21 protein-coding genes are annotated in these 20221 nt (G+C 67.4%); 11 read left to right on the plus strand and 10 right to left on the minus strand.

The window, feature by feature from the left end; translation table 11 throughout:
• Nucleotides 1-30: 30 nt before the first annotated feature.
• From RNZ50_06300 to RNZ50_06330, 7 genes are all read right to left on the minus strand, one after another.
• Nucleotides 31-1869, minus strand: coding sequence for an alpha/beta fold hydrolase (locus tag RNZ50_06300; GenBank protein MDT8854648.1), 1839 nt, complete (start codon nucleotides 1867-1869; stop codon nucleotides 31-33).
• Complete coding sequence (gene ftsH / locus RNZ50_06305; GenBank protein ID MDT8854649.1) at nucleotides 1866-3683, minus strand: ATP-dependent zinc metalloprotease FtsH; 1818 nt, start codon at nucleotides 3681-3683, stop codon at nucleotides 1866-1868. Before ftsH ends, RNZ50_06300 begins: the two co-directional genes overlap by 4 nt.
• A 22-nt stretch (nucleotides 3684-3705) precedes the next feature.
• Nucleotides 3706-3954 carry a phosphopantetheine-binding protein gene (locus tag RNZ50_06310; protein ID MDT8854650.1) on the minus strand — a complete coding sequence of 83 codons (249 nt, stop codon included), beginning with the start codon at nucleotides 3952-3954 and terminating at the stop codon, nucleotides 3706-3708.
• Nucleotides 3951-5351 (minus strand): dihydrolipoamide acetyltransferase family protein, encoded by a 1401-nt coding sequence (locus tag RNZ50_06315; protein ID MDT8854651.1) that lies wholly within the window; start codon nucleotides 5349-5351, stop codon nucleotides 3951-3953. The genes RNZ50_06310 and RNZ50_06315 overlap by 4 nt, the downstream gene beginning before the upstream one ends.
• Nucleotides 5348-7339 (minus strand): pyruvate dehydrogenase (acetyl-transferring) E1 component subunit alpha, encoded by a 1992-nt coding sequence (gene pdhA / locus RNZ50_06320; GenBank protein ID MDT8854652.1) that lies wholly within the window; start codon nucleotides 7337-7339, stop codon nucleotides 5348-5350. The genes RNZ50_06315 and pdhA overlap by 4 nt, the downstream gene beginning before the upstream one ends.
• Nucleotides 7336-9057 (minus strand): acetate--CoA ligase, encoded by a 1722-nt coding sequence (acsA, locus tag RNZ50_06325; GenBank protein MDT8854653.1) that lies wholly within the window; start codon nucleotides 9055-9057, stop codon nucleotides 7336-7338. The genes pdhA and acsA overlap by 4 nt, the downstream gene beginning before the upstream one ends.
• A gap of 186 nt (nucleotides 9058-9243) precedes the next feature.
• The gene (locus tag RNZ50_06330; GenBank protein ID MDT8854654.1) at nucleotides 9244-9678 is read right to left on the minus strand and encodes a hypothetical protein; all 435 of its coding nucleotides are present in this window, start codon (nucleotides 9676-9678) and stop codon (nucleotides 9244-9246) included.
• Nucleotides 9679-9759: 81 nt separating this feature from the next.
• Between RNZ50_06330 and RNZ50_06335 the strand changes: the two genes are divergently transcribed.
• Together RNZ50_06335 and RNZ50_06340 are read left to right on the plus strand one after the other, a co-directional pair.
• Nucleotides 9760-11427: a diguanylate cyclase gene (locus RNZ50_06335; protein ID MDT8854655.1), complete on the plus strand. Its 1668-nt coding sequence runs from the start codon at nucleotides 9760-9762 to the stop codon at nucleotides 11425-11427.
• On the plus strand, nucleotides 11414-12184 hold the full coding sequence (locus tag RNZ50_06340) for an urea carboxylase-associated family protein (protein MDT8854656.1): 771 nt from the start codon (nucleotides 11414-11416) through the stop codon (nucleotides 12182-12184). The genes RNZ50_06335 and RNZ50_06340 overlap by 14 nt, the downstream gene beginning before the upstream one ends.
• 172 nt (nucleotides 12185-12356) lie before the next feature.
• Here the strand turns inward: RNZ50_06340 and RNZ50_06345 are convergent, their stop codons facing one another.
• Together RNZ50_06345 and RNZ50_06350 are read right to left on the minus strand one after the other, a co-directional pair.
• The gene (locus RNZ50_06345) at nucleotides 12357-13301 is read right to left on the minus strand and encodes an NAD(P)-dependent oxidoreductase (protein MDT8854657.1); all 945 of its coding nucleotides are present in this window, start codon (nucleotides 13299-13301) and stop codon (nucleotides 12357-12359) included.
• On the minus strand, nucleotides 13298-13774 hold the full coding sequence (locus tag RNZ50_06350; GenBank protein MDT8854658.1) for an isochorismatase family cysteine hydrolase: 477 nt from the start codon (nucleotides 13772-13774) through the stop codon (nucleotides 13298-13300). Before RNZ50_06350 ends, RNZ50_06345 begins: the two co-directional genes overlap by 4 nt.
• Nucleotides 13775-13860: 86 nt before the next feature.
• Between RNZ50_06350 and RNZ50_06355 the strand changes: the two genes are divergently transcribed.
• The 5 genes from RNZ50_06355 (at nucleotide 13861) to RNZ50_06375 (ending at nucleotide 17117) form a co-directional block, all read left to right on the plus strand.
• On the plus strand, nucleotides 13861-14604 hold the full coding sequence (locus RNZ50_06355; GenBank protein MDT8854659.1) for a branched-chain amino acid ABC transporter permease: 744 nt from the start codon (nucleotides 13861-13863) through the stop codon (nucleotides 14602-14604).
• A 16-nt stretch (nucleotides 14605-14620) separates the two neighbouring features.
• Nucleotides 14621-15235, plus strand: a complete 615-nt coding sequence (locus RNZ50_06360) for an ABC transporter substrate-binding protein (GenBank protein MDT8854660.1) — start codon at nucleotides 14621-14623, stop codon at nucleotides 15233-15235.
• The gene (locus RNZ50_06365) at nucleotides 15132-15779 is read left to right on the plus strand and encodes an ABC transporter substrate-binding protein (protein ID MDT8854661.1); all 648 of its coding nucleotides are present in this window, start codon (nucleotides 15132-15134) and stop codon (nucleotides 15777-15779) included. Before RNZ50_06360 ends, RNZ50_06365 begins: the two co-directional genes overlap by 104 nt.
• Nucleotides 15780-15855: 76 nt before the next feature.
• A complete protein-coding gene (locus RNZ50_06370) occupies nucleotides 15856-16647 on the plus strand; it encodes an N-formylglutamate amidohydrolase (protein MDT8854662.1) in 792 nt (263 codons plus the stop codon).
• A gap of 5 nt (nucleotides 16648-16652) precedes the next feature.
• Nucleotides 16653-17117, plus strand: coding sequence for a hypothetical protein (locus RNZ50_06375; GenBank protein ID MDT8854663.1), 465 nt, complete (start codon nucleotides 16653-16655; stop codon nucleotides 17115-17117).
• 136 nt (nucleotides 17118-17253) lie between these two features.
• Here the strand turns inward: RNZ50_06375 and RNZ50_06380 are convergent, their stop codons facing one another.
• Nucleotides 17254-18480 (minus strand): IS256 family transposase, encoded by a 1227-nt coding sequence (locus RNZ50_06380; protein ID MDT8854664.1) that lies wholly within the window; start codon nucleotides 18478-18480, stop codon nucleotides 17254-17256.
• A 19-nt stretch (nucleotides 18481-18499) separates the two neighbouring features.
• On the opposite strand from RNZ50_06380, the gene RNZ50_06385 reads away from it, so the two are divergent.
• The 4 genes from RNZ50_06385 to RNZ50_06400 are packed head-to-tail and all read left to right on the plus strand — an operon-like array spanning nucleotide 18500 to nucleotide 20217.
• Nucleotides 18500-18931, plus strand: coding sequence for an SIS domain-containing protein (locus RNZ50_06385; GenBank protein ID MDT8854665.1), 432 nt, complete (start codon nucleotides 18500-18502; stop codon nucleotides 18929-18931).
• Between the two features lie 30 nt (nucleotides 18932-18961).
• Nucleotides 18962-19363 carry a hypothetical protein gene (locus RNZ50_06390; GenBank protein MDT8854666.1) on the plus strand — a complete coding sequence of 134 codons (402 nt, stop codon included), beginning with the start codon at nucleotides 18962-18964 and terminating at the stop codon, nucleotides 19361-19363.
• A complete protein-coding gene (locus tag RNZ50_06395) occupies nucleotides 19333-19455 on the plus strand; it encodes a hypothetical protein (GenBank protein MDT8854667.1) in 123 nt (40 codons plus the stop codon). The genes RNZ50_06390 and RNZ50_06395 overlap by 31 nt, the downstream gene beginning before the upstream one ends.
• Nucleotides 19456-19476: 21 nt before the next feature.
• Nucleotides 19477-20217, plus strand: a complete 741-nt coding sequence (locus RNZ50_06400) for an SDR family NAD(P)-dependent oxidoreductase (protein ID MDT8854668.1) — start codon at nucleotides 19477-19479, stop codon at nucleotides 20215-20217.
• Nucleotides 20218-20221 lie beyond the last annotated feature (4 nt).

A 20221-nucleotide genomic window follows, 5' to 3' on the forward strand; every position in this document is an offset into this window, starting at 1 on the left:
TCCCTTGTGGATGGTCCGGCGCGGCGGCCATCAGGATTGATGAACATAGGTGCCGGGGGCGGGCCCGACCGGCTTATAACCCCTGTCTGCCGCCCCCATGGGCGGTGGGGAAGACATGTCCCCGCTGTGCGCCGACAGCCATTCGGCCCATTCCGGCCACCACGACCCGGCCTGCGGTGCCCGCTGCTCCAGCCAGGCGTCGGGGCCGACGTAAAGCGCGCCGGACGGTCGGCAGCCAAGGCGGTAGTGCCGCCCCGGATGACCCGGCTCCGACAGGATGCCGCTGTTGTGGCCGCCATTGGTCAGCACGAAACAAAGATCGCAATCCGTGAAAAGTGCGGTCTTGAACACCGACCGCCAGGGCGCGATGTGGTCGGTTTCGGTGGCCACGACGAACATCGGCACCGCGATGTCCTTCAGCGCGATCACCCGGCCTTCGACGGCGAAGCGCCCGGCGGTGATGCGGTTTTCCAGGAACACGCCGCGCAGGTATTCGGAATGCATTCGTGCGGGCATCCGGGTGGTGTCGTTGACCCAGACGGTCATGTCGGTCGGCAGGTCGGGTTCGCCCAGCCAATAGCGGCGGGTGGCGCGCGTCCAGATCAGATCATCCGACCGGATGGCCGCAAAGGCGCCCGACATCTGGGGCCGGTCAAGATAGCCCTTCGCCCACATCATGTCCTCCAGAAAGGCCACCTGGCTTTCGTCGAGGAACAGCAGAAGCTCGCCCGCCTCGGCGAAATCGACCTGCGCGGCCATCAGCGTCACCGAGGCCAGCCGGTCATCGCCGTCGCGCGCCATCGTGGCCGCGGCGATGGCCAGAAGCGTGCCGCCAAGGCAATAGCCGTTGGCATGGACCTTCGCGCCCGGCACGATGGCGTTGATCGCGTCCAGCGCCTGCAGGATGCCCAGCTTGCGGTAATCCTCCAGCGACAGGTCCGCCTGTTCCGCCGTCGGGTTGCGCCACGAGGTGCAGAAGACCGTGTAACCCTGCCCCACCAGCCAGCGGATGAACGAGTTTTCCGGCGACAGATCAAGGATGTAGTATTTCATGATCCAGGCCGGGACGATCAGCACCGGCTCGGCCCGAACCTTGTCGGTGGCGGGGGAATACTGGATCAGTTCCATCAGGTCGTTGCGAAACACCACCTTGCCCGGCGTGCAGGCCAGCACCCTGCCAAGCGCAAACGCCTCCGGCACCGGGCGATGTTCCCGCTTCAGGATGCGGCGGGCATCGTCTGTGAAATGCGCGGCACCCTCGATCAGGTTCCGGCCCCCGGTTGCACGGGTCTTTTCCAGGATCTCGGGGTTGGCGAGCGGAAAGTTCGACGGCGAGACGGTGTCCAGCAGCTGCCGCATGATGAAGCCCGTTCGCTGCGCGTTCTGGTGGCGCAGGCCCGGCAGGTCGCTCGTGGCTGCCTGCCACCAGTCCTGCAGGCCAAGGAATGCCTGGCTCCACAGCGCGAATGGCCCGCTGTCCCAGCCCTCGTGCGACCAGCGCGTGTCGTGGGGGCCGGGCTTGAAGGGCTTTTCCGGCGCCGTGCCCAGCGGGCCGGACAGCGCGAACTGCCACAGCTTCAGCCAGTTGCCCTGCGCGCGCTCGGCAAGTTCCATCTGCCGCCCCGGGGCGTGGGCAAGGTGCAGGACCCAGTCGCTCCAGGCGTCGATCGTGGCATGGGGCGAAATCCCCCCGGTAAGCTGCGCAAGACCGGCCCTCGCGCCATGATCAAGCTGCGCGTGGCGGTGCGGGTCGCCCGCAGCGGGCGCCGGCTTGCCGTGCGGCCCCGCAGGGGGCGGGATCACGGCGGGAAGCTGCGGTAGGGTCTCTACTGCGGTTTCGGGCTTCGGACGGCTGGGCTTGCGTGTCATGCGGCGCGGGCCTCCTTCGGTCTGAGGGGCGAAAAGTCGGCGGGGGTGATCGTCTCACGTTCCAGCAGCAGCCGCGCCCCGGCCTCAAGGTCGGGCCGGGCGTCGTTCAACAGCGCAAGCGCCCGCTGATAGGCCGCATCCAGCAGTTCGCGCACGGCCAGATCGACCTCGCGGGCGGTGGCCTCGGAATGGTCGCGCGGGGTGAAGCTGACGTGCTCTTCACCCAGAAATCCGCCGCGGTCCTGTTCCAGCACGGCCTGGCCCAGCGCCTCGTGCATACCGAAGCGGGTGACGATCTGGCGCGCGATGTCGGTGGCGCGGACAAGGTCATCCGCCGCGCCGGTGGACACCTCGGCAAAGCGGATCTGTTCGGCCGCGCGGCCCGCCAGCAGCATGACCATGCGGTTTTCCAGTTCGGACCGGGTGATCAGGAAGCGGTCTTCGGTCGGCCGGGTCATGGTATAACCCAGCGCCCCGATGGTTCGGGGGATGATGGAAACCTTGTGCACCGGATCTGCCCCCGGCAGGAGGGCGGCGGCAAGGGCGTGCCCCATCTCGTGCCAGGCGACGGTTTCGCGCTCCCTCGCGTTCAGCAGGCGCCCCTTGCGTTCCATTCCCGCGACGACCCGTTCGAGGGCCGAGGTGATGTCGGCCATGGTGACGGCCTCCCCCTCGCGCCGGGTAGCGTGAATCGCGGCCTCGTTCACCAGATTGGCAAGCTCGGCCCCGGTGAAGCCCGGGGTCAGGCCCGCCACCGCATCGACATCCAGTCCGGGATCGACCGCGACCTTGCGCAGATGCACGCGCAGGATGGCGGCGCGGCCGGTCTTGTCGGGACGGTCCACCACCACCTGCCGGTCAAACCGCCCGGCCCGCATCAGCGCCGGGTCAAGGATCTCGGGCCGGTTGGTGGCGGCGAGAAGCACGATCCCGTCACGCGGATCGAAGCCGTCCAGTTCCGCCAGAAGCTGGTTCAGCGTCTGCTCCTTCTCGTCATGCCCGCCGCCAAGGCCGCCGATGCCGCGGCGGCGGCCCAAGGCATCCAGCTCGTCGATGAAGATGATGCAGGGTGCCGCCTTGCGGGCCTGATCGAACAGGTCGCGCACCCGTGCCGCGCCGACGCCGACGAACATCTCGACAAACTCGCTGCCCGAGATCGAAAAGAACGGCACCCCGGCTTCGCCCGCGACCGCCCGGGCGAAAAGCGTCTTGCCGGTGCCGGGCGGGCCGGTCAGCAGGATGCCCTTGGGAATGCGTGCGCCAAGCCGGCCGAACTTCTTCGGCTGCTGCAGGAAATCGACGATCTCCTTCAACTCGGCCTTTGCCTCGTCAACCCCCGCCACGTCGTCGAAGGTGACCCCGGTGTCGCGTTCGACATAGACCTTGGCGCGCGACTTGCCGACGTTCATCATCCCGCCCATGCCCTGCCTGTCGATCATCCCGCGGAGGAAAAAGCTCCACAGCGCAAAGATCAGCAGGACCGGCACCACCCAGGACAACAGTGTCGCCAGAAAGGTATTCTGCACCGTGCCGTCGAATTCTGCCTTCGAGCGTTCAAGCCGCTCGGTCAGTTCGGGCGGCACGATGTTGGTGATGAAATGCGTATGGCCATCAATTGCATCGATGTAGCGCCCGTCGATCTGTTCGGCCCGCACGGTGACAGAGGCGATGCGCCCGGATTCCAGATGTGCCAGGAAGGTGCTGTAGGGAATGCGCTGGGTGACCTGAGCCTCCGACAACCACGATTGCACCAGCATCAGGCCCATGAAGGCCGCCACGAAATACCACAGGTGCAGTTGCTGCTTGCCTTCCATCGCCATGCTCCTTCGGTGGGGTTCAGGCCGCCATCATCTCGGCCAGATAGGTCACGGCCTTTGCGGGGGTGGCCAGTCTCGGATAGTCGGCCTCGGGGATCGGCAGGCCGAAGCGTTTGTGCAGGGCGCTGACAAGGTTCAGGAAGTCCATGGAGTCAAGGCCAAGGTCATCCTGCATGTGGTCATTGTCGCCGATGCTTGCGGCGTCAAGATCGGGGGCGATGGCGGTCAGGTCAGCGATGAAGGCGCTGCGAAGATCCGAGGGGGTCATGGGTGTGCGGGCTCCTGCAACAGACGGTCAATCTCGGCCAGAAACAGCGCACCACGGCGGCCGTCGCTGACCCGGTGATCGGCGGCGAGCGTGGCTGTCACGCCAAGGCGCGGCTCCACGCGGGCCCCGAGCAGCATGGGCCGCAGGCGCGGCGCGCCAAAGCCCACCAGCGCCACCTGCGGCGGGTAGATCACGCCAAACAGCGCATCCACCCCGCTTTCTCCCAGCGAGGATATGGTGATCGTGCCTTGGGTGATCTCGCTGTTGCGCAGGCGGCCGGTGCGGGTGCGGGCGATCATGTCCCGCATTGCCGCCATGATCGCGTCAAGGTCCATGGCCTGCGCGTCTAGGATCGCGGGCGCGATCAGCCCGCCGCCCCGCAGCGCCACGGCCAGCCCGCAATGCACCGCGGCCGACGCGGCATATGGCTCGGCCTCGAACCGGCCGTTCAGTTCCGGCACCCGGGCCAGCGCCCGCACCGTGGCGCGGACCAGAAGCGCGCCCATCAGCAGCCGCCGGTCCGGGGTGCGGTCCGCATTCCGGGCGCTCAGCCAGTCCTGCGCGGTCTGGAGGTCGATCTCGTGGCTCAGGTAGTAATGCGGGATCTCGCGCTTGGACCGGCTCATCGCGGCGGCAATTGCCCGGCGCATCTCGGCCATGTCGAGGCCCGGCCTGGGTGTCGGACGCACCTCCCGCGCCAGTTCGGCAGGCGGCGCCAGTTCGGCAGGCGGTGCCGGTTCGGCAGGCGGCGCCGGTTCGGCAGGCGGCGCCGGGCCGGGCGGGGCGTGGCGCTCGACATCCGACAGCAGGATTGCGCCGCCGGGGCCCGACCCGGCAACGTCCCCCAGGGCGATCCCGCGCGCTGCCGCGTGGGCCCTTGCGGCGGGCGATGCCAGAACGGCCCCGCGCGGAGCGGGCGCAATGGCCACCGGACCCTGCGCGGCAGGTGCGGGGAGCGGTTGCGCGGCGGGTGCGGCGGGCGGTGGTGCGGCCGGTGCGGGGGGCGGTTGCGCGGTGGGTGCGGCGGGCGGTGGTGCGGCAGGTGCGGGGAGCGGTTGCGCGGCAGGTGCGGCGGGCGGCGGCGCGACCGCGGGAACCGGCGGCGGCGCGGCAGGTGCGGCGGGCTTTGCCGGCGCCGGGGCCGCGCCGACCCGGGCTTCGCCCCCAGCGCCCAGCCGCGCCAGTGGCGCGCCCACGGGCAGGGTCTGGCCCGGTTCGGCCAGCAGGGCGCCGATCTCGCCCGCCTCGAAGATCTCGATCTCGATGGCCCCCTTCTGGGTCTCGACCACCGCGACGATATCGCCCTTCGCCACCCGGTCGCCGGGCTTGACCAGCCATTCGACCAGCTTGCCCTCCTCCATGTCGGCCCCGAGCGAGGGCATGGTGAAAATGCTCATCGTGCAACCCCCGGCATCGCCTTCACCGCTGCGATGATGTCGGCCACCTGCGGCAGGGCGGCGGTTTCGAGATGCTTCGGATAGGGCACCGGCACCTCGGCCGAACAGACCCGCGCCACCGGCGCATCCAGATGCCAGAAGCACGCCTCCTGAACCCGCGCCGCGATTTCGGCAGACAGGGACCCCGTGCGCCAGCCCTCGTCCACCACCACGGCGCGGCGGGTGCGGCTGACCGAGGCGATGATCGTGGCGTCATCCAGCGGGCGGAGCGATCGCAGGTCGATCACCTCGGCCTCGATCCCGTCTTTCGCCAGCGCCTCGGCAGCCTCCAGTGCCTTCCACAGCGAATAGGACCATGAAATCACCGTCACGTCGCGCCCCGGTCGCCGGATCACGGCGCGGTCGATATCCACCGCGCCCGCATTCCCGGCGATCCTGCCGGCCATGTTGTAAAGCATGACATGTTCCAGAACGATCACCGGGTCGGGGTCTTCCAGCGCCGTCGCGAGCATTCCCCGCGCGTCTTCCAGCGTGGCGGGGGCCACGACGCGCAGGCCGGGGATGTGGGCGAAGAACGCCTCCAGCGAATGCGAATGCTGCGCCGCCAGTTGCCGCCCCGCGCCGGTCGCCATGCGGATCACCAGGGGCACCCCGAACTGGCCGCCAGACATGTGGCGGATGGTGGCGGCGGTGTTCAGGATCTGGTCCAGCGCCAGCAGCGAGAAGTTGACCGTCATGATCTCGACGATCGGCCGCATCCCCACCAGCGCGGCCCCGATGCCTGCCCCGGTGAACCCGGATTCCGCAAGCGGCGTGTCGCGGATGCGCTCGGGGCCGAATTCCGCCAAGAGGCCCATCGAGACGGCATAGCACCCCCCGTAGGCCCCGATATCCTCGCCCATCATGAAGACGCGGTCATCGCGCAGCAGCGCCTCCGTGATCGCCGCCCGGCAGCACTCGCGGTAGGTGCTGTCAACGGATGCGGCGGGGGCATCGGGTTCGGGCGGTGCGGGCCGGGTTTCCGCCATGACATGGCGGGTCAGATCCTCCACCGGTTCCCAGGGGGCCTGTTCGCAGGCGGCCACGGCATTGCGAAGCTGCGCCTCGACCTCGGCCTCGATGGCATCGACCTCGGCTTGATGCAGAAGGTTGTTGCCGAGCAGCCAGGATTGAAACCGGGTGATCGGCGCGCGCTTTCGCCATTCCGCGACCTCGTCCTTGTCACGGTATTTCTCGGCGTCGAACATGGAGTGGGGCCGCGTGCGGTAGGTCCGGCATTCCAGAAACTGCGGCCCGCCGCCTGCGCGGATCGCCTCGACCAGGCGCCGGGCCGCCGCTTCGACCGCCACCACATCATTGCCGTCCACGCTTTCGGCCGACATGCCGTAGCTGGCGGCCCGGCCGGCAAAATCGGTGTTCGCCTGAACCCGCGCCACCGCCGTGCCCATTGCGTAAAGGTTGTTTTCCAGCGCGAAAAGGACCGGCAGCTTCCAGAGCGCGGCGAGATTCATCGCCTCGTGAAATTCGCCTTCGGCCAGCGCGCCGTCCCCGAAGAAGCAGGCCGTCACCCGGTCGCCGCCCTGCATCCGGTCACCCAGGGCCAGGCCCACGGCCAGGGGCAGACCGCCCCCCACGATGGCATTGCCGCCGTAAAGGTTGGTTTCGGCATCGAAGAGATGCATCGACCCGCCGCGCCCGCCCGCGCAGCCGGTGGCCTTGCCATACATCTCGGCCAGGGCGGATTCCATGCTCATGCCGCGGGCCAGCGCATGGCCATGCTCGCGGTAGGTCGAAACCACGCGGTCACGCGGCTCAAGGGCCGCAGCGATGCCGACGGCCACGGCCTCCTCACCGTCGTAGAGATGCAGGAACCCGCGTATCTTTTCCTGCGTGTAAAGCTCGTAGCACTTCTCCTCGAACCGGCGGATGCGGATCATGCCCCGCAACAGGTCGCGGGCATGAGCGTGGTCCAGCTTTACCCTGGTCATCGTGCATCCCCCTCCAGCGTGGACAGGTCGCCCTCGGGCAGGCCAAGCTCGCGCGCCCGCAGCAACCGTCGCATGATCTTGCCCGACCGCGTGCGCGGCAGGCTGTCGCGAAAGACGATCTCGCGCGGGGCGACCGCGGCGCCGAGGCGCTTCCTTGCGTGGCCGCGCAATTCGCGTTCCAGCGCCTCGCCCGACGCGAACCCCGCCTTGAGGGTGACGAACGCCTTGACGACTTCGCCCGCCGTCTCGTCGGGCACGCCGATCACCGCGGCCTCGGCGACGGCGGGGTGTTCGATCAGCGCGCTTTCCACCTCGAAGGGGCCGATCAGGTGGCCCGAGGACTTGATCAGGTCATCCGCGCGCCCGACGAACCAGTAGTAGCCGTCGCCGTCGCGCATCGCCAGATCGCCGGTCAGATACCAGCCGCCCGCAAAGCATTTGGCAAAGCGTTCCGGCTGCCCGAGATAGGCCCGCATCATCGAGGGCCAGCCGGGCCGCAGCGCCAGTTCCCCGATCGTGCCGTCGGGCTGTTCGGTCACCGCGTCTCCCTCACGGGACACGATTCCGGCCTCGATTCCCGGCAGGGGCTTGCCCATGGCGCCGGGCTTGATGTCCATCTCGGCGGTGTTGCCGATCATGATGCCGCCGGTTTCGGATTGCCACCAGTTGTCGTGGAACGGCAGGCCGAAGACCTCTTGCCCCCAGACCACGCATTCGGCGTTCAGCGGCTCGCCCACGCTGGCCAGAAACCGCAGCGCCGAAAAGTCGCGGCTTCTTGCGGCCCCGGCCCCCGCACGCATCATCATCCGGATCGCGGTCGGGGCGGTGTACCAGACCTGCACCTTCTCGCACTCGAGAATGGTGTACCAGCGGTCGAGGTCGAATTCCGCCTCGTCCACCACGATGGTTGCGCGGTTGCACAGGGGCGAGATGATGCCGTAGCTCATCCCCGTGACCCAACCCGGATCGGCGGTGCACCAGTAGATGTCGCCCGGGCGCAGGTCGAGTGCGAGGCGCCCGGTCTCGGCATGGGCGACCACCGCCTGATGGACATGCACGACGCCCTTCGGCAGGCCGGTGGTGCCCGAGGTAAAGTGCAAGAGCGCCATGTCCCCGGGCATGGTCGCCACGGTGTCGAAACTGGCAGGCGCCTCTGCCATCGCAGGGCCAAGCGCCACGCAGCCTTCGGGCGCGGTGTCGCCGATGATCAGCACCAGTTTCAGCCCCGGCATGTCGGCCCGCCAGTCCGCGACCTTGCGGCGGTACTGCGCCTCGGTCGTCACCAGCACGCAGGCCCCCCCGATCTCCATCCGCGCGCGAACGGGTTCCGGCCCGAAGGCGGCAAAAAGCGGGCTGACCACAACCCCGGCCTTCAGCGCCCCAAGGGTTGCGGCATAGAGCGCAGGCACCCGGCCGGACAACAGGAAAAGCCGGTCGCCGCGCACGATGCCATGTGCAAGCAGCACATTGGCAAAACGCGCCGCATCGGCGGCCAGTTCGGCATAGGAAAAGGTCTGGCGCCCGCCTTCGCGCCCCAGCCAGACAAGCGCGGTCTGATCGCCATGCCCCGCAAGGACATGGCGATCCAACGCTTCGTGCGCGATGTTCAGCCCCCCGCCGGGCAGGCCCGCAAGGCGCGACCGCGCCGCAGTCCACCCGGTTTCGATCGGGGGGCTTTCACGCCGGGTGCCGGGCTTGCGGATGACGGGCCTGTTCATGCGTGCTCCAATGCTTGTCGAACGTGCACTTCATCTTTCGACCTCGCGACCCATCCGGTGGTGCGCCGGATCAGCCAGACCATCACCCCGCCCGCATCGGCCCTGGCGCAGGCCGGTCCCGGCGCGGCGGCGAACCGGGCGTGACGGGCCCTGTCCCTGCATTCCGTCGGCCGTTATCCGCACCGATCAGGGCAGTCGCAGGGCGGACATCCCGAACACCACCCGCTCCGGGCGGCTTTCCAGGCCGAAGCACAGACGATGATGCACCTGGCGGCGGGGGGCTTTCCGCGCGGCCCTGAAGACCGCCCTGATCACGCGCGAACTTTCGGAAAGGGGCATGGCGTCTCCTCTCTTCTTCTTGCGATACGGTATCACATTCATCCCATGCACGATCCACAAAGTCGCCGCCTTGATCCGTGTCAACGCGTGGCCCTGATCGTGGGCCCGGTTTTGTGCCATCCCCAGCCGGGTTCTGCCGCCAGCGTTGCGTGCGATGATGTGCGGCCTTGGGTGATCCAGTCTGCCAAGCATCAAAATAATATCTAATTGACAAGAAAACGCGGCGCGACCACAGTTTTTTCGGGGTAGCAACGCAAGAAGCTTGCGCGAAACTGCTGCCATGAGGACAACGATGCACGACCGTGATTCCGCACCGGTGGCCGCTTGCGGCAGCCCGAGCATTTGTGCAGGCGGGGGTTCAGCATGATTCCGGCCTGCCTGACCTTCATGGCGCCGGGTATAGGTGGCTTCTTCACCGTTGTGGTCATCATCGGCCTTGCGATGGTCGCGCTTTGGGTGCGCGGGCAGGCCTACTTCTTCGGCAAGGGCTATTTCATTCTCGGCAATCTGGGAATGCTGGTCTGGCTGTTGGCCGCACTGGCGGAACTGCAATCGGAAACGTTGTCATGCAAGGTGGTCTGGGCGACCCTTTCCTGGCCCGCGATTGCCCTGGTTCCGACCGCCTGGGCGCTGTTCCTGTGGCACTATGCCTTCGGCATTCGTGACGGGTTCGCCATATGGGAAAGGGTGGCGCTGGTCGCCGGGCCGGTGGCGATCACGCTCGCGGCGGTGAGCAACCCCTATCATGGCCAGTTCTACACCCCAGAGACGCAGATGATGATCCGCGACGGCAGGCCCTCGGTGCTTTATGACCACGGCCTGCTGTTCCAGCTTTCCGCGGTCTATCTCTACCTGTTTCTGGTGGCCTCGACCGGGATCGTGCTGGCCGGTGCCTTCCGCGCGCGCCGGGCGCACCGGGCCTATTTCCTGCTGCTGTCCTTCATCACCGTGGTGCCGATGGCGGCCAATCTGGCCTATGTTCTGCTGGATTTCACCGTGTTCGGCTTTGACCCGACGCCCTTCGCCTTTTCGGTGGTGCTGTTCCTGATCACCTGGCTGATCTTCACCAACCGGCTGTTCGACCTGACGACGGTTGCGCGCGACCTGCTGTTCTTCAACGTGAAGAACCCGGTTCTGGTGGTGGATCACGCCGGCATCGTCGCCGGGGCCAACCCCGAGGCGCTGCGCCTGTTCCGGGGGGCGGGCGCACGGCTCGGTGGCAGGATCGCGGACTGGCCGCACATGGCCGCCTTTGCCGATCTTGGCACGGCAGACGCCGCGCGGGCGCTGCCCCGGATGCTGGTGATCGACGGGCGGCATCTGGAGGTGCAGATCACGCCGATCGCCCGGCCGATGGGGCGGGATTCGGCGGCGATGGGCGCGGTGATCCTGCTGAACGACACGACCGAGCTTTACCGCATGAACGCGCAGCTCCGGACGGCGCTCAGCGTCAACGAGGTCCGGCTGAACCAGATCATGGCGCTGCGCGACGATCTGGAACGCCAGTTGGTGCTGGACCCCCTTACCGGGCTCAACAACCGCCGCGGCATGGAGGAGACCTTCGAGAAGTTGTGCAATGCCGCCCCCCCCGACGGCGACCGGCTGGTGATGGCGCTGCTGGACATCGACCATTTCAAGTCGATCAACGACCGTTTCGGACATGCCGTCGGTGACCGGGTGCTGCGCGACTTTGCACGGGTGCTGCGCGCCCGGATCGACCCGGGCTGGCCGGTGTTCCGTGTCGGGGGCGAAGAATTCGTGGTGCTGTTTCCGGGTGCCGGCCTGACAGAGATCGACGGTCTGCTGCACAAGCTGAGACAGGATTTGTCGGTCGGCCAGTTCACCCGCATCACCGACCCGGCGCAGGTCACGTTTTCCGCGGGTCTGGCGCTATGGCCGCAGGACGGCACCACCTTCGGGGCGGTGTTCAAGCGCGCAGATGACCGGCTTTACGCGGCCAAGGTCGGTGGCCGGAACCGCACCGTGCTGCGCGACGATACGGACCGGATTGCCGCCAATGATGCGTTCTGACCTGCCCGCCCCGGGAAGGCTCTCGCCGCCCGCCATGGGTTCGCTTCTTGATGCATCTGCCTTGACCCCTTCGGTTTGCTCGATGAAGCTGGGGACGCGCAGCACGACATGCCAAGACGATCACCGGCACGAAAAACGGCAAAGGAAACGGAAGATGACGGCAGACCTTCAGGTTGTTCCCGCACGCAAGGGCCGGGCGGTGCGTCTTGCGCAAGGGCAAGCGATCCAGATCATCAACACGCACGGTCAGCAGGTTGTCGATACATGGTGCTTCAATGCCGATGACATGTCTGAATTCATGTCGATGGAACACCTGCACGCAGCCCTTCAGGGGATCTTCCCCGCCCGGGGCGATGGCCTGACGACAAACCGTCGGCGGCCCATTCTGACTCTGGAGGAAGACACATCACCGGGCCGCCACGATACGGTCATCGCCGCCTGCGACGTGCATCGCTATGCCTCGCTCGGCTGCACGCAATACCATGACAACTGCACCGACAACCTGCACGCCGCCCTGGGGCAGCTTGGTCTGCGGGCGGCTGATTGCCCCGCCCCCCTGAACCTGTGGATGAACATTCCCGTGGGCCCCGACGGCAAGATCACGTGGGGAGAACCGCTCAGCAAACCCGGGGATCATGTGACCCTGCGTGCCGTCATCGACTGCATCGTGGTCATGTCCACATGCCCTCAGGACATGATCCCGATCAACGGCGCCGCGTGCAAACCGACCGAGGTTCATTACCGTCTGCTTGACTGACCGGCCATCACGCCAAGCCCTGAGTCTTCGGGCAACCGCCCGCGAAACCTTGTCGGGCAGCTTCGACAAACCGGCGAACGCCGGTCGCGCGGCCGCCCGCCGCTTCAAGGCCGCCGCAAGCTTGCTGGGCTTCATGGCCATCTTGCCGATCCGGCAGAGGCTCCGCCAACTGTCAACCGGCCCTGCTTGGCCCGTGCCGGAACGGCGCACAGTCCCGCCCGTTGGGCAAGGTCGCGAGCAGGCGGGCAATCCCGCTGGCCAGCGGAACCTCGGGCCGAAAGCCCAGGGAAGCGGTCGCAAGGTCATGGGCGATGTTGGACGGCCCATCGCTGACTGACCCGGCAAGCGCGCCGGGGGTGCGAAAGGCAATCCTGGCGCCAGGCCGCAGGCTGGCCGCAATGGCGGCAACGTCGCGCATCGGAATTCCGGGGCCGGCGGTGATGTTGCAGATCCGGCCGCCGGGCGTTTCGACCTCGGCGGCGCGGATCAGCGCCTGCACCGCATCATCGAGATGCAGGTAATGAGTCATCTCGGCGGGGTCGGCATCAAGCGTCACCGGATGGTCGGCGGCCATGCCGCAGAGCAGCGTTTCCAGCCGCGTCGGGGTGCGGCGGCCGGGGCCATAGATCCAGGACAGGCGAAGCGCCATGGCATCAAGGCCGTGTTCACGCACATAGCCCAGCACCGCCTGTTCCGCCGCGACCTTGCTCGCGGCGTAGACCGAGCGCGGCTGCGGCAGGGTCGCTTCGTCCACCCGGCCCGGGGTGGCGCCGTAAACCTCCGAGGTCGAACAGATGACAACCCGCGCGACGGCATGGGTGCGTGCGGCCTCCAGCACATGGGCGGTGCCCTGTGCGTTGATGCGCCAGATTTCCAGCGGCTGATCGGCCATCACCATCGGGCCCGAAACGGCGCCGCAATGCAGGATCGTGGCGAAGCCGCCGCTGCGGCACAGAGCGTCGACCTGCGCCGCGTCCGTCACGTCGCAGGGGTTTTCAAGGTCGCCCATGTCGCTGGCGACCACGTCGACACCCATCGCCCGCAGGCGGGCGACGAGGGCGGTGCCCAGAAATCCGTGCGCGCCGGTGACGAGGGTGCGGCCAAGCGCCCGGGTCATAGCGCGGCCGCGACTTCCGCGACGAGGTCGGCCGTGCTGCGCTGGCGGCAGTATCCCTTGATCGCGCGGATCGAGGCGTCGTGGCGGTCTTGCGTGTAGGTGGCGCAGGCGTCGGGCACCAGCGTGACGAGGTAGCCCAGGTCGCAGGCGTCGCGCACCGCCGATTCGACGCATTGGTCGGTGACCACGCCGCACAGGATCAACTGGCGCTTTCCCAGACAGCGCAACAAATAGTCGATGTTGGTGGAAATGAAGACGCTGGAAGAGTTTTTCCGCAGCACGATCTCGTCCGCGCCCGGCGCGATGTCGGCGCAGACCTGCGCATCCCACGAGCCCCTTGCCACTTCAATTCCGGAAATCTTGTAATCGAAGCTGCGGTCGCGACCATCGGCGGTCAGGTTCTCGATCACGGCATAGATCACCTCGATGTCGGCGGTGCGGCAGGCTGCTTGCAGGCGCTGCATGTCGGGCATCGCGATTTTTTCAAGCCGATCAAGGTAATAGTCGTATTTCCGACGTTCTGCGGCGGGAAGGTCTGAAGGACCTGCCGCAGCTTCTGGTGGCGCAGCACTGGCCCTTCCTGCCGGCGTTGCTGGCGGGGGGGCTGGCGGCCGCCGCCGTGGCGGTGGTCGTCGGGTTCCCGGTGCTGCGGCTGCGCGGGCACTACCTTGCGGTCGCGACGCTGGGCCTGATCTTCATCGTGCAGAGCTTCGCGGTGAACTTTTCCGGCCTCACGCGCGGGGCGCTGGGGCTGAGCGGGCTGACGGCGCTGACCTCTCTGTGGTGGGTCTACCTGTTCGTGGCGGTGACGATCTATGTCGCATGGACGCTGAAGCATTCGTCGCTGGGCAGGTCGATGCTGGCGATCCGGGAAAATGAACTGGCAGCCGCCTGCCTCGGCATCCGCGTCGCGCGCACCCGGGTTCTGGCCTTTGCGCTGGGGGCGCTCTTTGCCGGGGTGGCGGGCGGGCTGTGGGTGCATCTGGTGACGCTGATCAGCCCGAACTCGTTCACCTTCCTGATGTCGTTCCAACTGGTGGTGATGGTGGTGCTGGGCGGCACCGGCAGCATCACCGGCGCGGTGATCGTCGCGGTTCTGCTGACCGTCACCACCGAGTTCCTGCGCCCGCTGGAGGAGGCCACGAACCTGTTCGGTGCCAGCCAGATGATTGTCGCGGTGGTTGTGCTGCTGGTGCTGATCTTTCGCCCGATGGGCCTGTTCGGCACCGCCGAGCCCGATCTTTTCCGCGCGTTCGCCAAGGCCGCGAACCGCACCGACCCCCGACCCAACTCCAACCCCTGAGAAAAGGAGAAGAACGATGTCCAACTGGAAGGTGAAGTTCGCAGCCCTGGCGGCTGCCGGAATGGCGATGGCCCTCCCGGCCATGGCGCAAGACAAGATCGGGATCGCGGCCCTTTACAACGTCAGCTCGGGCGGGCTTGCCTCGCTGGACGGGCCGTCGCTGAACGGCGTTCAGCTGAAAGCCAAGATGATCAACGAGGCCGGCGGCCTGCTGGGCGGCCGCATGATCGAGGTCACCGCAATCGACACCAAGGACGACACGCGCGAGGCGGCGACCGCAGGCCAGCGCGCCGTGGCCATTCCGGGCCTGTCGGCGGGCATCGGGCACAGGGACAGCACCTTCGCGCTGGCCTCGGCACCGCTGTTCCAGACTGCGGGGATCCCGTTCGTGACCTCGGGTGCCACGTCGCCCGACCTGCCCGCGATGGTGGGCAGCGAGATGTTCCTCGTGCCCTTCGGCGATGACGTGCAGGCACATGCGATGGCGGATACGCCCATGACACGCTGGGCCTGCGCAACCTCGCGGTGTGGACCGACAACGGCATGGACTACACCACCGGCCTGTCGAAATACTTCGTCGAGCGCTTCACCGCGCTGGGTGGCACCGTCGCGATCTCGGATGTCTACATGACCACCGACACCGATTTTTCGGCGCTGGTGGCGCGGCTGCAATCACCGCCGGGGTGGACGGCGTTTTCGCCTCGTCCGGCCCCGATACGGCAGGCGTGATCGTCAAGCAGATCCGCGAGGCGGGGCTTGCGCTGCCGATCCTGGCGGGCGACGGGTTCGACACCGACCTTCTGGTCAGCGTGCCGGGGCCGACACTGGCAACCAACGTGTATTTCACCAACCATGCCTATGTCGGGCTGGAAACCGGCCCTGCCGACACCTTCCGCGCCGCCTATGAGGCGGAATACGGCCGCCCGCCGGAAAATGCGTTCGCCGCACTGGGGTATGACGCCATGGGGCTGGTGGCAGACGCGATCACCCGCGCCGGATCGTCCGACCCCAAGGCCGTCTCTGCTGCGCTGGCCGCCACAAGCAACTATGCGGATGCGGTCACCGGGGCCATCGCCTACATCGACGGCAGCCGCGTGCCCAGCAAGCGGGTCGCGATCATGCAGGTGGATGCGGGCAAGATCACGCTGAACACCACCGTCACGCCCAGGAGCTGAGGCGCACCAATGAAGGGGCAGCCCGGCCGTCGCCCGACGGGCGGGCTGCCCCGGCAAACCGATGGAGTGATTTCGCGTGCAAGTCCGATCCCTGCTGCTGCATCCCGATGACCCCCTGCCTTGGGGCATCGAAAACCCCGATGGTGCCTCGGCGATCCTGTTCGTGTCCGACCACGCGGGGCGCGCCATCCCGCGCGCCCTTGGCGATCTTGGTCTGGACGAGGCAGAGATTGGCCGCCACATCGGCTACGACATCGGGATCTACGGGGTCACCACGCATCTGGCCCGCGCGCTCGACGCGACCTATGTGTTCCAGCCCTATTCGCGGCTGGTGAGAGACTGCAACCGCGTGCCGGGAAAGCCGCGATCCGTCCCGCTGGTCAGCGATGGCACCACCATTCCCGGCAATGCCGGTCTTTCGCCCGAGGAGCTGGAACAGCGCGCCGCCGAAGTGCTGCGGCCCTATCAGGATCAGGTGGCGTCCCTGCTGCAGGCCCGAAAGGCCGCGGGTCGGCAAACCGCACTGTTCGCCATGCACAGCTGCACCGAGATGCTGCGCGCCGACCCCCGGCCCCGCCCGTGGGAGATCAGCGTGATCGCGGATACCGACTGGCGGATCGGCACCGCGCTGGTAGAGGTGCTGCGCGAGAAGACCGGCTTCTGCGTCGGCGTGAATGAACCCTACACCGTGAACATGGCGGCGGATTACACCGTGCCTGTTCACTGCGAAAGGACCGGGGTGCCCTATGTGGAGATCGAGGTCCGGCAGGATCTGATCGGCGATGCGGCGCGGCAGCGCCACTGGGCGAAAGTGCTGGAGGGGATCTTCCCCGAAGCGGTCGCCCGATCCGGCATTCTGGCGGGATAGGGCAGATGCCGGAACATTCCGCCATGTCGATTCAGGATCAGGTGCGCCGCGAGCTTGCCGAGTTCACCGATGCGGAACGCCGGGTGGCCCGGGCGTTGCTGGGCGAATATCCGATGGCGGGGCTGGAAACCGTGGCGCGCCTTGCACGTCGGGCAGGCACCAGCGGGCCGACGATCCTGCGCTTTGTCGGCCGGCTGGGCTTTGACAACCATGCAGCCTTTCAGGATGCGCTGCGATCCGAGATCCAGGCCCGGCTGCAAAGCCCGCTGGCGCGATATGACAGACTGGCGGAAGACGCCGGCGACGCCCCGACCCCCGACCCCCGACCCCCGACCGGGTTGCACAGGCCATTCGCCAGAACATCGAGATGGCCGCGCAGGATGTGCGCAAGGATCTTGACCGGATCGTCGCGCTGCTTGCCGACCCCGACCGCACCATCCTGTGCATCGGCGGCCGGTTCAGCTGGTTGATCGCGGCCTACATGCACCACTACCTACGCGAGCTTCGCCCGGGTGTGCGACTGGTGCGCGACGGTTCCGCGGTCGTGTCGCGAATGCTGTGGAAATTCCCTGGCGGTGTGGTCCGGGCATGTGAAGGTTCAGTTTTTCAAGCTGCGAGGTCAAGGGGCATCGGGTCGAGGGGCTGGGAAAGCGTCTCCCAGCCGTCGACCTTGCGCATCTGGATCTGGCCGGAAGCCAGCAGCGCCCAGAGCAGCATCGGCACGGTCTCGGCGCAGGGCAGCACGGTCTGGGTCTTGACGCGGCGACGGAACTCCTCGTTCAGTCGCTCGATGGCGTTGGTGGTCCGGGCCGACTTCCATTGCGACGGGTCGAGGCGGGTGAAGCTGAAGAGCCGGTCCCCTGCTTCTTCAAGGCTGTCGGCAACGGCCTTGCACTTGAGCTGCCACTTGCGCAGGAATGCCTTGCGGCGGGTCTCGATCCCGGCGGCGGTGTCGGCGCAGATCATGTCGCGGTAGTCCTCGGTCAGCTCGTCATGGAGGAGCTTCGGTGCATGGGCCAGCAGGTTTCGGTGCTTGTGAACCGTGCAGCGCTGGATCGGCAGAGCCTCGCCCCAGAGCGCGACCAGAGCGGCTTCCAATCCGGGGGCGCCATCGACGATGACGAATTCGGGCCGCTTCAGACCGCGGGCATCAAGGTCGTCGAGGAACTGGCGCCAGGCAGATGTGCTCTCTCCACCCATGTTCTTGATGGATAACAATACCTTCTGCCCGTCGCGGCGGATGCCGATCGCCGCCAGCACCGAGATGTTGGTGGCCTTGCGGTCCAGCCGGGTCCGGATCACGGTGCCGTCGAGGATCAGCCGGACGATGTCCTCGTCGGCGAGGCTGCGGGCGCACCAGGCTTCCCAGTCCACCTTCACCTTGCGCCAGGCCCGGCTGACCACATCCTTGCTGACGGCGCCCTCGAACAGCCCGAACAGCGCCCGCTTGACGCGCCGGGTGTTGGTCCCGGCAAGATAGACCGCCGCGATCAGCGCCTCGGCCTTCTTCGTCAGCCGCTGGTAGCGCGGCAGCGCCTTCGAGCGCCATTCCTTAGCCTTGCCGTCCTCGTCCTCGACCCGGGCGCGGGGCACGCGCACCGTTTCGGTGCCGAAGGTGCCGGTCAGCTGCCGCTCGCGGTGCCCGTGGCGATAGCCCTTCGCCTTCTCGTCGCCGCGACCGTAGCGCATGCGGCCGAGAAACTCGGCCAGTTCCTCTTCAAACATGGTCTCGATGGTCGCGCGGACGCTTGCCCGCAGGCGCTCCTCGATCGGGTCATACCCGGTCGTGTCGGGCAGTAGCGAAAAGGCCGAGCTGTCGGTAATGTCGTTCATGGCGTGATCTCCCTGGCGGTTGGCGCCGCCGGCTGGGTGGGTTTCAGTTCACCCGGAGATTACGCCGCCTTCAAATTTCCACCACTCCCGCGACACCACCGGTTCCGCCGCCTGGGCCGACTACCTTCTGGATGTGCGCGAGGGCGACATTGTGGTGGTGTTCGACTTTCGCCGCTACCAGCGCGACGTGCTGGAGTTTGCCCGGGGGGCTGCGGCCCAGAAGGCCGTAATCGTGCTGGTGACCGACATCTGGTATTCGCCCATCGCCGCGATTTCGGATTTCGTGGTCGCCTGCCCTGTCAGCATCCCCAGCGCGTTCGACAGCGGGGTGGCGGGCCTTGCGATGGTGGAGCTGATGACCGCCGGCCTGGTCGAGGCCCTGGGCCCGCATTCGAAGGCGCGGATATCCACGCTGGAAACCCTGCGCAAGCCTTTCAACCTTGGCCCCTGAGCCCGCAACAACCCTGACCGGAGAAGCCCGATGCGCGACCCTCTGACGATGGTCTGCTACACCGACCTTTCGGGTCAGGTGCGCGGCAAGGGCTTGCCCGGCCGCCAGATCGAAAAGCGCCTGAAGGGCGGCATCGGCTGGACGCCCAACAACATCATGTTCACGGCGCTTGGCACCATCGCGCCGGGGCTTTGGGATTCGCACGGCGACGTGATGCTGATGCCCGACGAGGCCACCGGGGTGGAGGTGGATTTCGGTGACGGCACGGCGGCGGAGCGGTTCTACCTGTGCGACGTTCGCAACACCGACGGCACGCCATGGGACTGCTGCCCCCGCAGCCTGCTGCGCGGCGCGGCGGCAGATCTGGCGCGAGAAACCGGGCACTCAAGGCCGATGCGGTGGTGCAGTCGTTCCTGCCCGAGACGCTGCTGAACGCCTACATCGCCAACAAGGAGGCCGAGTTCGCGCTCAGCCGCGACTGGTCGCCCGAAGAACTGTGCCGCCGCTATGCCGAGATCTACTGAAGCAGCAGACCGGGGGAACACATGGGAAAGCTGACAGGCCGCGTGGCCATCGTGACGGGGGCGGCAACCGGCCTCGGGCACGGGATCGCGCTGCTCTACGCCCGCGAAGGCGCCGACGTGGCGGTGCTGGACCGCAACGGCCCGGGTGCCGGAGCGGTGGCCGAGGCCATTGCCGGGATGGGGCGGCGGAGCCTGGCCATCGCCGTCGATGTCGGTGACGAGGCGGGCATGTCGGCGGCCATCGCGCAGGCGGTGGCCGCTCTCGGCCCGCCCGACATTCTGGTGAACAACGCCGGGATCGCCACCGTGTCGCTGCTGGAAACCATGCCGACATCGCAGTGGGACGAGATGATCCGCATCAACCTGACCTCGGTCTTCTTCGGCTGTCGCGCGGTGATGCCCCACATGCGCGCCCGCCGCTATGGTCGCATCATCAACATCAGCTCGCAACTGGCGCACAAGGGCGGCGAGGGCATGGCGCACTATGCCGCCGCCAAGGCCGGCGTGCTGGGCCTGACGCGCTCGCTGGCCTACGAGGGCACAGCCGACAACATCGTGGTCAATGCGATATGCCCCGGCCCGCTGCTGACCGACATGCGGCTGCCGCCGGAATGGTCGGCTAAGAAGACCGGAGAGTTGCCGGTCGGGCGGCAGGGCACGGTGGACGAAGTCGCGCCGACCGCCCTTCTGCTGGCCTGCGAGGACGCGGCCTATTACTTCGGCGCCACGTTCAACCCCAGTGGCGGCGACATCATGATCTGATCCG

The sequence above is a fragment of the Paracoccaceae bacterium Fryx2 genome (assembly GCA_032334235.1).
Lineage (GTDB): Bacteria > Pseudomonadota > Alphaproteobacteria > Rhodobacterales > Rhodobacteraceae > JAVSGI01.